The organism is Methanocrinis sp. (genome assembly GCF_049974945.1).
GTDB lineage: Archaea > Halobacteriota > Methanosarcinia > Methanotrichales > Methanotrichaceae > Methanocrinis.
Genome location: NZ_JBNGCU010000066.1, coordinates 1 through 10,156 on the forward strand (window position 1 = coordinate 1; position 10,156 = coordinate 10,156).

11 protein-coding genes are annotated in these 10,156 nt (G+C 61.7%); 10 read left to right on the top strand and 1 reads right to left on the bottom strand.

Features of this window, described 5'->3' with window-relative positions; translation table 11 throughout:
* Window positions 1-354: 354 nt before the first annotated feature.
* Window positions 355-1,869, bottom strand: a complete 1,515-nt coding sequence (locus ACP5EL_RS07370; protein ID WP_428401871.1) for a laminin B domain-containing protein — start codon at window positions 1,867-1,869, stop codon at window positions 355-357.
* 262 nt (window positions 1,870-2,131) lie between these two features.
* Here ACP5EL_RS07370 and ACP5EL_RS07375 point away from each other — a divergent pair, with 262 nt between their 5' ends.
* From ACP5EL_RS07375 to ACP5EL_RS07420, 10 genes are all read left to right on the top strand, one after another.
* Complete coding sequence (locus tag ACP5EL_RS07375) at window positions 2,132-2,989, top strand: polyprenyl synthetase family protein (protein ID WP_428401872.1); 858 nt, start codon at window positions 2,132-2,134, stop codon at window positions 2,987-2,989.
* Window positions 2,962-4,113 (top strand): radical SAM protein, encoded by a 1,152-nt coding sequence (locus ACP5EL_RS07380; protein ID WP_428401873.1) that lies wholly within the window; start codon window positions 2,962-2,964, stop codon window positions 4,111-4,113. Before ACP5EL_RS07375 ends, ACP5EL_RS07380 begins: the two co-directional genes overlap by 28 nt.
* Window positions 4,114-4,193: 80 nt before the next feature.
* Window positions 4,194-4,889, top strand: coding sequence for a hypothetical protein (locus ACP5EL_RS07385; RefSeq protein WP_428401874.1), 696 nt, complete (start codon window positions 4,194-4,196; stop codon window positions 4,887-4,889).
* A gap of 132 nt (window positions 4,890-5,021) precedes the next feature.
* Window positions 5,022-5,594: a hypothetical protein gene (locus ACP5EL_RS07390; RefSeq protein ID WP_428401875.1), complete on the top strand. Its 573-nt coding sequence runs from the start codon at window positions 5,022-5,024 to the stop codon at window positions 5,592-5,594.
* 59 nt (window positions 5,595-5,653) lie between these two features.
* On the top strand, window positions 5,654-6,268 hold the full coding sequence (locus tag ACP5EL_RS07395) for a hypothetical protein (protein WP_428401876.1): 615 nt from the start codon (window positions 5,654-5,656) through the stop codon (window positions 6,266-6,268).
* Window positions 6,269-6,334: 66 nt separating this feature from the next.
* Entirely contained in the window at window positions 6,335-6,925 is a 591-nt protein-coding gene (locus ACP5EL_RS07400; protein ID WP_428401877.1) for a hypothetical protein, read from the top strand.
* Window positions 6,926-7,013: 88 nt separating this feature from the next.
* A complete protein-coding gene (locus ACP5EL_RS07405) occupies window positions 7,014-7,928 on the top strand; it encodes a phosphoribosylaminoimidazolesuccinocarboxamide synthase (protein WP_428401878.1) in 915 nt (304 codons plus the stop codon).
* Between the two features lie 49 nt (window positions 7,929-7,977).
* Complete coding sequence (locus ACP5EL_RS07410; protein ID WP_428401879.1) at window positions 7,978-8,859, top strand: hypothetical protein; 882 nt, start codon at window positions 7,978-7,980, stop codon at window positions 8,857-8,859.
* An 8-nt stretch (window positions 8,860-8,867) separates the two neighbouring features.
* Window positions 8,868-9,458 carry a hypothetical protein gene (locus ACP5EL_RS07415; RefSeq protein ID WP_428401880.1) on the top strand — a complete coding sequence of 197 codons (591 nt, stop codon included), beginning with the start codon at window positions 8,868-8,870 and terminating at the stop codon, window positions 9,456-9,458.
* Window positions 9,448-10,156 (top strand): diphthine--ammonia ligase (locus tag ACP5EL_RS07420; RefSeq protein WP_428401881.1); only part of this gene is annotated, 709 nt, incomplete at its 3' end. The genes ACP5EL_RS07415 and ACP5EL_RS07420, both read left to right, overlap by 11 nt.

Genomic DNA, 10,156 nt, shown 5'->3' on the forward strand with positions numbered 1-10,156 from the left:
TATCCCAGGGTCATCTATTTTGAACTTGTAGAAGTCCACGTCCCCCGCCGGACTGATGCCCCCTCCACCAGCCGCTCCGATAGAGATCAAGGTCGCGTCCCCCAGCTCGCCGTTCGGCTCGTTGGGGTCCCCCTGACAATATGCCCCGGACAGTAAGGCCAAAAAAAGAAGAGCCGCAAAGATCAGTCCGAGGGCTGACCGTCTAGTTCGTTCCATCATATCGAAAATATATCGGCCTGAAATGCCAAAAACTTTGCGGTGGGAGCCAGCCCTATCAGCCGAAGAAGAAGAAGGGCGGACCGTCTCCGCCCCCTGGACAGGGCTCCAGAAGCCTGAGATCTGCCCCCTTCGAGCCTACCCCTCGGGGCCCAGGGTGACCATCACGTTGTCGAGACCGCCGACGTCCCTCATATTGCTGTACTCGCCCCTTATCCAGATCTCCGAGACGTCTTTCATTATGGAGTCGAAGCTCCCGCCAACCTCTCGAAAGGAGGACGGGACGAGGGAGACCTGGCGGCGGGTCCAGAATCCGCCGGGCGGATCGCAGGACCAGGAGAGATAAGATCCGTCCCGGCCGACGATGCGGACCACGTCCCCGAAGATGGAGCTGCCGTTTCCCGAATCGATCACCTTCAGCTCGAAGCTCAAGATCCCTCCGACGTAAGGGGTCCAGTCCCCGGCCCAGGATGAGGGGGAGACGTAGTACCAGGTCTGGCCCGACCCCAGGTCCTCGCCCAGAAGATAACCGCCCGGATTTCCTCCGGCCTCGCTCCAGGAGATGGAGACGTCGCGGCCTTCTCTCCAGCCCTCGTCTCCAAGATCGAAAGAGCTGACCAGGTCGGTGGCGATGGGCGGGGTGACCACCACGTTGTCGATCCCCTCGACGTCGCCTCTATCGGAGTACTCGCCCCTTATCACGACCCGATCCACAGACCTCATAACCTCCGAGAAGGCCTCCTCCGTCGTTTCGAAGGTCGCGGGGGTGAGGGCTATCCGGCGCCGGGTCCAGGCTCCTGCCGGCAGCTCTTCGGAGGATGAGACGGAGACGACCGAGCCGTCAGAGCCGATGATCCTCACCAGGTCCGCCTCGTAGGGCCCACCCCGGCCCGAATCGATCATCTTAAGGTCGAAGCTCAGAAAACCTCCGAGGTAAGGGGTCCAGTCCCCCGACCAGGAGCGCGGCGAGGCATAGTACCAGCTGCTACCGTCTCCGAGATCTTCGCCCATGAGAAAACCTCCGCCGTTTCCGCCCATCGCCGTCCAGGCGACGGAGACGTCGCCCTCAGGCCTCCACTCGCCGTCGCCCTCATCGAAGTCGGACGCCAGGTCCAGACCCGAGGGCGGCGCGACGACGACGTTGTCGAGGCCGATGATCGACCTCTTCTCCGTCCCGGAGCCTCCGATGGATATCCCGGCCACCGACCTCATAGCCCGCCGAAACTCGACCTCCGAGACCCCGAAGTTGGAGGCGTTGAGGACGACCTCGCGACCGGTCCAGAACCTCTCAGGCAAGGGAAAAGATGATGACAGGTGACGACCATCGGAGGTCGCGATCTTCACGCTGCTCCCATCAGGCTCCGGCCCCTCGGCCGCCACCAGCCTTCCGTCGAAGCTCAGAACCCCACCGAGATAACGGCTCCAGTCCCCAGACCAGGACTTCGGCGATTGGCAGCTCCAGCCGTCCCCCTCTATCACCACCTGAAGAAATCCGCCAGGATCGCCCCCATACCTCTGCCACGATAGTTGGGCTCCACCGCCTTTATACCACCCTTCATCGCCTTCGTCGAAGGTGCTGGCCAGGGTCTGGGCCGACCCCTGCAGCCCGAGCAGGAGGAGCAGAGCCGAAGAGAGTGCACAAATCAGCTTCATATGAGTATCCCCACCAACTTCTGCATATGTAATATAATATCTTTTGTGCGTCCAATCCGAACTTCGAAGGGCTTATCCCGAAGATTTGGGTCATCTGGAACCGTTATGATCTTCGGCCACCTCGCTTGAGAGAGGGACCGAAATGTTATGAAAAAGCGGGAGAGACGACCCCCCCTCTTCCGGAGAGGCGATATTGAAAAAGACGCAACCATCGGTTCTGTTTCGCAACACCTAAATATAGACCCGGCCAACCACCTCTGAGATGTTCGAGGCCTGGGACGAGTACCATCTGGTCAACGGAGAGCTTATTGGGCTGACGGAGAGCCTGCCCAGCTCGGGGTTGGGCGAGGTGATAAAGTACGTCCTCACCTCGCCCGGAAAGAGGGTACGGCCCCTCATCCTCGTCCTCTCCTCGGAGGCGTTCGGATGCAGTGCCTCTGAATCGGTGGACGCCGCCCTGGCCATGGAGCTGGTCCACGCCGCATCCCTCGTCCACGACGACATCCTCGACTGCGGTACAGAGCGACGGGGCGCAGCCAGCGCTTTTCATAAGTATGGGATGGGGGCGGCCCTCCTCTGCGGCGACTACCTCATATCCAGATCCATAGGCCTCATGTCCGGCTACAGCCGGCCGGTGATCGAGGCCTTCTCCCAGGCCTGCATGGAGATGTCAGAAGGGGAGATGCTGGACCTCGCCAGCAGGAACAGGCCCGAGGACTACTACCTCTGCATCTGCAAGAAGACGGCGTCGCTCATCTCCGCCTCCTCCAAGATCGGATGCCTGATAGCAGGCGCCGACGAAGAGGACGTCACCCTCTTCGAGAGCTACGGGATGCACCTGGGCCTCGCCTACCAGATCGCCGACGACCTGAACGAGTTTTTGGGCGTAGAGAAGGGGAAGTCCTCGGAGAAGACCTCCGCAACCCTTCCCGTTATTTACAGCAGGGATCACTCGACGGAGACGACATTGACCCTCTGCGCCGAGGCGATCCGGGACCACTGCCGCGCCGCGAAGAGGGCCCTCGCCGAGGCCGGCGGAGAGGATAAGATCAAGGCGAGGCTTGGAAGCATCGTAGATAAGTGGGGAGAAGAATGCAAGTCGCTGAAAAACCGCTGCTGAAGATAGAGGCCGAGACCGAAGGGGACAGAATCGCCTTCCGGGCGACGGGAACCCTTTCCCGGGTCGCAGGCCCCGTCATCAGGAAGATCAACGAGACCTTCGAGAACGAGAAGCCGATCAGCTCCGGCCCCGACCAGATAATCTTCTCCACCTGGATCCCCCCGGCCCCCAGCCCCGCCTTCGACCGTATGATCTCATCTCAGGTGGCGGCCCTGACCAGGAGGAGGGTCCCAGACCAGACCTCCATCGCCATCATCCGGGCCTGCCCCAACGACTGCCTCCACTGCAGCGCACCGTCCCGAAAGGGGGAGGTCCTCGGCTCCGAGGAGATCAAGAGGGTGATCGGCGAGGCCCTGGACCTCGGATCCTACCTGATCTCCTTCGACGGGGGCGAGCCGATGCTCAGGCACGACCTTCCAGAGCTGGTGGCCGAAGTCGACGAGAGGGCGATATCGACCTCCTTCTCCAGCGGCTACGGCCTGACCGAGGAGCGGGCAGAGTCTCTGAAGAGGTCCGGCCTCTACGCGGTGAGGATCAGCATCGATAGCCCCGATCCTCAGAAGCACGACCGGTTTCGAGGAAGAGAGGGGGCCTTCTCCGATGCCCTCTCGGGAGTCAAGAATGCCCTGGCCGCAGGACTGATGACAGACCTATTCATGGTGGCCTCCCCCATTAACATCGACCAGCTGGAGGACGCCTACAACCTGGCGGCGGAGCTGGGGGCTCACGAGCTCTCTCTCTACGAGATCGTGGCGGTGGGGAGGTGGTCGTCCCACTTCGACGAGGTCTTGAGCAAGGGGGACGTGGACCGACTCCGTCGATTCCACCAGGAGAAGAACCGCTCGGCTGAGGGGCCCCGGGTCAGCGCCTTCCCCTACCTCCTCGGCCCCGAGATGTTCGGCTGCTTTGCGGGACGAAGGTGGATTCACGTCGACGCCTCCGGCGACGTCCTTCCCTGCGCCTACATGCCCATCTCCTTTGGGAACGTCCGGGAGAAGAGCCTTCAGGAGATCTGGAGGGAGATGGGACGGGACCGGTGGCTCCGGCGAAAGGCCGGGGGCTGCATGATGAAGGACCCCGATTTCAGACGGGCTCACCCCTTCATATTCGAGCCGGAAGGGTGAACTCTACCGGCCTCGGTTCCGAAGAACAGAACAATTTTATACCCAGAAAGCCATCATCGGAGAACGGGGGTTAAAGTTCTATGATAAACTGTAAGCTAGTGCTATTATCTCTGGCCGCCCTGATATCGTTGGTATCCGCCGCGGCTGCAGGGGACTGGCTGGGCAACGAACTGGAGATATCGGACATACATCATACGGCCGATTACCTATCCAAGACGGGCAGCGCCAGCAAGAACGATACGAACGTCGACGAGACCGACGGCGGCATCGCCGCCCTGCCGACGGCAAAAGCCGATCGTGAGGTTTACGACATAGGCGGGACGGGGACGGCGGCTCAGCCTCCTCTCGCAGAGACCGCGAACGCCGCCGAGCCGTCGGACTATTCGGGGAGATGGTCCTTTGCCATGGCCGAGGAGACCACCCGATCTATAGATCTGGCCCTCTACCAGAGGGGAGACCTGGTCTTCGGCAGAGGGGTGATGGGAACGTCTGACAGCTCCGCCGCCGGCGCCGCATCATCGGAGGACCGGGGTATCGGCTCGATGGTCGACTGGCTGAACCAGCCGCCTGCAGGCCTCGAATCCGCGAGCCAGGCCGCGGCCAGCGGGACGGTCGTGGGGAGCGATCTGAAGCTCGACCTGGTATCCCTCGACTCCATAGCCCTCTACAGGTTCGACCTCTCCCTGACCGGAGATCTCGTCTCCGGGAGCTATTCGGCCTACGGGAGCGACGGGTCGGCCTGGAGCGGGACCGTAACAGGCACCCGGAAGAGCTGAGGGCGGAGAGGATAAGAGCAGATCAGAAGTCCGGGCAGATCGGCCCGGCAAATTCGTCATCATCATAAAGAGCAAGGAGGTTTGCGATAAATGAGATCTCAAAAAGCTTTGATGTTGCCGCTGATCTTATTGGTGGCTTTTGCCTTCCCCGCAGCATCTTTTGACTACCTCAGCGATACGAGCGGGAGCGGGATCAAAGAGGACGTGAGCGAGGCCTTCGGCGATGAGTCCCTCTTCTACACCGACCCCGCCACCGGGATGAGCCCCGACGTCGCCGACGACAGCAGCGTATCGACACCGCCGACCACCACCGGGTCGCCCTGGTCGAACGTCGAAGGCAGATGGACTTTGAACCTCGTCGACACCGCCTCCAGGACCGTCGACCTCACCCTTTACCAGTACGGAAACGAGGTCTTCGGGAGGGGCGTCATGACCACGGGGGTCAACTCCCAGGATATAACGGCCGCAGGGTTCACAGAGGGGTCCAACCTGTCCCTCCGTCTGGTCACCGTCGGCGGAAACACCATGTACAGGCTCAGGACCACCGTGGGTGAAAACAGCATCTTCGGCCCTTACAACGCCTACTCCTCGGATGGTACATTTTGGGCAGGAAACTGCAACGGGAACCGCTTCTATTCATCTGGCACGACCGCGCCGTCTGAATCCACCGGCATGATCAGCATCGGAAGTGTCGGACTTCAGTGATGAGGGTGCGGTCCTTCCAACTTTTTTATCTGGTTTGATATCTGGGGGGATTTTATTATATGAAAATAATTCTCATGTTGATACCGGCGCTCCTCATGGCGGCGTATCCGGCATCGGCGGAGGAGACGACCGAAGATGAATGGCTCGGAGTCGGAAGTCTGCGGATCGTGGACGTTCATCATACCGAGGGATACATCGCCGGAATTAGGAACCTCTCGGGCGAGAACGAGACCGGTTTGATCGAGCCCGCCCTTCCTGGCCAGACGCCAGCGGAGGTCGCCGGAGTCTGGACGATCTTCCTTGCGGATCGGGAGACCCGGAGACTGGACCTCACCCTCTATCAGGCCGGCGGAGAGGTCTTCGGTGAGGGGACCATGGCCTCGGGGAGCAGAACCTGGACGGTCACCGCAGCGGGGTATGCGACTTCCGAGATTCTGGATCTGCGCGCGGTCACCTTGGGCGATCCGACCCTCATCAGGTTCAGGCTGAACCTCACGACGAGCCCCCTCGTCGGGAGCTACGCCATCTACAGGCTTGTGGGCCTCTCAGAGTCCGGGACAGTCTCCGGGTACAGAACCCCAACTCCGGCCACGCATCTCCGTACTGCCCAGACCGGGGAGGGGTCTCCTCCGGATATCGCAGGCAGTTTCACCGCCGGGTCGGCAGCGGCCTGAAATGAGTCTTGAAGATCGTGAGTTTCGTCGTTAAGAGGAGTTTGGAGAGATATGAGATACCTAAGTATGCTGTTGCTTTCTATATTGATATTCTCTTTTGTCCTGGGAGATTCCGAGGGGCTTTGCCCTCGGCTCCGCTACGCCGATAACGTCGAGTGGCTCGGCGCAGGCGATCTCGGCTTCGATCTCGATGTGCCGGAGCAGAACGCCAACGAGCCGGTGGAGCCGATGGCATCCGAGACCGAGGAGGAGAGCGAGTCCAAAACCGACAATCACCAGAGCTCGAACGCCGACGGCGTCGACGAACTCGAGCCAGGGATCGCCGAAGGGGCTAGGATCGAATCGGGCACAGAGAACCGGGTCGATCTGACTCTCACCGGGGACGTCACCGGAAGGGTCGACCTCGTCATCTTCCGATCAGGGGAGATCGTCTTCGGGACCGGGAGCCTGACGACAGGGGGCGTCAAAGGCGCGGTTGGCGTCAGCGGATCGATTGCTGACCACGACCTGGTCCTCCACATGGTGCCGGTGGACGGATCCCGTCTCTACGTTCTGGACCTAGAGATCGAAGAGGGATCGATCCGGGGGAGGTACGAGGCGATCGGCTCTGACGGTCGACAGCTCTCGGGCACGGCAGACAGCAGCTTCTTCGCCTGATCGATCTGCCCTCTACCTCGTCCTCCTTTTTGTATTTTCAAGCATCGACAGCAAAAGAGTTATCCCCCTGCCGATAGATGGGAGGACGATGGAACGGAAGCCTTTGAGGATGGGCTCGGTCAAGGAGGTCTACGACCTCGGCCGGGAGCTGGAGTTCAGGTTCACGGATAGGATATCCGTCTTCGACAAGGTGATCCCCAGCCTCATCCCCCACAAGGGGGAGACGCTCTGCAGAGAGGGGGTCCACTGGTTTTCGCGGGCGGAGAAGATGGGTATCGCCACCCACTTCAAGACGTTTCTCCCCCCCAACGGGATGCTGGTCAAGAAGGCGGACGTGATCCAGCCAGAGAAGATCAGGCCGGGGTCGGGAAACTACCTCATACCCCTGGAGGTCATATGCAGGTGGTATGCGGCGGGGTCGATCTTTGACCGGCTGGAGGCCGGGAAGGTCAAGCCCCAGGACCTCGGATTCCCGAGAGGCAGGAGGGTGGAGTACGGCGAGCCCCTCCCCGAACCCTACATCGAGGTCTCAACGAAGCTCGAGAGGGTCGACCGGCTCCTCGACCGGGCCGAGGCCCTGAAGATATCGCAGATATCGCCCCAGGAGTACGATCAGATTCAAGAGACCGTCCTCAAGATCGACCAGGATATCAGAAGAGAGGTGGAGCCGAGGGGGCTCATCCACGTCGACGGGAAGAAGGAGTTCGCCTTCGACCAGGGAAGAAACCTGATGGTCGTCGACGTCTACGGGACAGCCGACGAGGACCGGTTCTGGGACCGGGCGAAGTACGAGGAGGGGGAGTTCGTCGACCTCTCCAAGGAGTACGTCCGCCAGCACTACCGAAGGACAGGGTACAAGGACCGGCTCTACGGCGCGAGGGAGAGTAACGAGCCCGAGCCGGATATACCGCCCCTCCCCGGGGACGTGATATCCCAGACGAGCGAGATCTACATCAGGCTCTTCGAGATGATCACCGGAGAGAAGTTCGAGAGCTCTGCCTGAGGGAGGCCGAAGGACGGGGTGCCGAGATGGTGGGGGAAGGGGGGAGCTGATGAGAAGAGTCTTGCTGGTGCTGGTCCTGGCGGCGGCCTTTGCGGGCTGCATCGGTGATCAGGCGGCACCGGAGGGTGCAGAGGTCAAAGAGAGGATGAGAGAGGCGGTCGGCGATCTGGAGTCCTACCGGTTCGAGATCGAGATGGACCAGACCGTCGAGTTCCATAACTTCGATGGCGAGGGGTCCCTGGAGGGGGAGATGATATCCCTCCACTGGACGGGGGCGATCAACCTCAGCGACCAGAGCTCGGCGGAGGTCTCCAGATCGAGGAGGGCGACTCTGGCCGGGAACGAGACCGCCGAGGAGACGGTCGAGGTCTACTTCCGAAACCAGACCCTCTATCAGAAGATGGGGGACGATTGGATCGGCCTCTTGCAGCCCGACCCGGCGTTGGGGATCGAGAAGATCGACCAGCTCTCCCATCTGATGGAGATGATGGAGAGGTCTGAGGTGGCGGTGGAGGGGTATGAGACGGACGGAGGCCGAAAGCTGATCAGGCTGAAGGTCACCCCCGACGACGACACCGCCTACGGGATCATGCTGGGGCAGATAAGCTCCGTCGACCCTCGAATACCTCTGATGATCGATATGAGCGCACTCTTCGAGAGGGGCAGAGAGCTGGACTGGACGGTCTGGGCCTCGGAGGAAACCTTCCTTCCCACCGAGAGCAGGATCTCGACGGTCTACAGCGCCGGGCCGGGGGTCCTGAGGATGCCGCCCGAGTCGCCCGAAGACCTCGAGATCCGGTTCGAGACCCTGGAGGTGAGGAGGTTTGGCGGCTACAACGAGCCGGTCGTGGTGGTCCTACCCCAGGAGGCGAGAGGTGCCCCCGTCCTCCGGCCGGACCTTCCGGAGGGCGCAAACGTCTCTTCGTTCTGAAGATGGGCGTGATCTCTGTTCCGGTTGAGGAGCGTGGAGAGGACGGAGACGGAAGGCCGGAGGTTGATGGGATGAGAGGAGGACCCGAGTTCTTTTTTTTGAGGGAGAAGCCGGCGATGGCGCTTCTGGCTGTCAGGGACCTGGACCCCGCCTACCCTTCAGCGGTGGCGAAGACGATCGACTCCACAGTCCCCCACACCCTAAAGATCCTGGCCGAAATGGAAGAGCAGGGTCTGATCTGCTCCCGGCCCGAGGGGAGGATCCGGAGGCTCGATCTGACCGACCACGGCAGGGGGGCGGCAGGCGCCCTCTCCGACCTGATCGAGTACCTGGGGTCGGGACCGAAATCGGGATCGATAGGAGATCTATGGAGGAGGCTCGCCCGGCTGGAGAGGGCCGTCGGCGAGGCGGAGGGCCTGCCAAGAGAGGCGGCCGAGCTTCGGCTGGGGCCCCTCCGCCGGGACCTCGCGCTGCTGATGAGGGCGGGAGAGGAGGCCGAGGTGGAAGGGGGCGAAGAGCTGCGGTCCGCCGCCGGGGCCCTGGACCTGGCGATAAGAAGGGCGATCGGGGCGGAGGAGAAGGGCGATCATGAGCGATGAATCCCGCCCGGAGGGGGGCGATCTGGATTTTGGTTTTTCGGTCGTCTCCTGGACCGGCGGGAAGGACGGCTGCCTTGCGGCCTATCGGGCGATCTTGCAGGGCGTGAAAGTAAGCCATCTCCTGAGCTTCTGGAACGTGAAGAGGCAGGGGGCCCACGAGGTGGACCCGGGCCTCCTCTCCGCCCAGGCCGAGGCGATGGAGATCCCCCTCATACGAAGGGGCTTTGAATCCTACGAGGAGGAGTTCAAGAGGGTCGTCAGGTACCTGAACGGTAGGGGTGAGAGGGGCGAGTGGATCGATTCCGCCATCTTCGGCCACATCCAGACCCACAACCGGCTGGTGGAGAGGATCTGCCAGGATCTGGAGATCGAGCTTCTGATGCCCATCTGGAGGATGGACTCCGAGGAGATCATCGAAGAGGTCGTCGCCGCCGGGTTTGAGGTGGTCCTGGTCGCGGTCAGGGCCGACCTTCTGGGAGAGGAGTGGCTGGGCAGAAAGATCGACGAGAAGTTCGTCGCCGACCTCCGGGCCCTCGACTCTTCCATCGACCCCTGCGGCGAGAACGGCGAGTTTCACACCCTGGTCCTGGACTGCCCCCTCTTCAAAAAGAGGCTGAAGATAGCGAGAAGCGAGGCGACTTTGAGGGAGGATCTCTGGTTTCTGGACGTCCTGGAGTTCGGGGTCGAGGAGAAGGAGG

Excerpts from the sequence above, each read along its gene's own strand:
- ACP5EL_RS07370 (WP_428401871.1), bottom strand. The coding sequence starts at position 1,869 with ATGAAGCTGATTTGTGCACTCTCTTCGGCTCTGCTCCTCCTGCTCGGG.
- ACP5EL_RS07375 (WP_428401872.1), top strand. The coding sequence starts at position 2,132 with ATGTTCGAGGCCTGGGACGAGTACCATCTGGTCAACGGAGAGCTTATT.
- ACP5EL_RS07380 (WP_428401873.1), top strand. The coding sequence starts at position 2,962 with ATGCAAGTCGCTGAAAAACCGCTGCTGAAGATAGAGGCCGAGACCGAA.
- ACP5EL_RS07385 (WP_428401874.1), top strand. The coding sequence starts at position 4,194 with ATGATAAACTGTAAGCTAGTGCTATTATCTCTGGCCGCCCTGATATCG.
- ACP5EL_RS07395 (WP_428401876.1), top strand. The coding sequence starts at position 5,654 with ATGAAAATAATTCTCATGTTGATACCGGCGCTCCTCATGGCGGCGTAT.
- ACP5EL_RS07400 (WP_428401877.1), top strand. The coding sequence starts at position 6,335 with ATGCTGTTGCTTTCTATATTGATATTCTCTTTTGTCCTGGGAGATTCC.
- ACP5EL_RS07405 (WP_428401878.1), top strand. The coding sequence starts at position 7,014 with ATGGAACGGAAGCCTTTGAGGATGGGCTCGGTCAAGGAGGTCTACGAC.
- ACP5EL_RS07410 (WP_428401879.1), top strand. The coding sequence starts at position 7,978 with ATGAGAAGAGTCTTGCTGGTGCTGGTCCTGGCGGCGGCCTTTGCGGGC.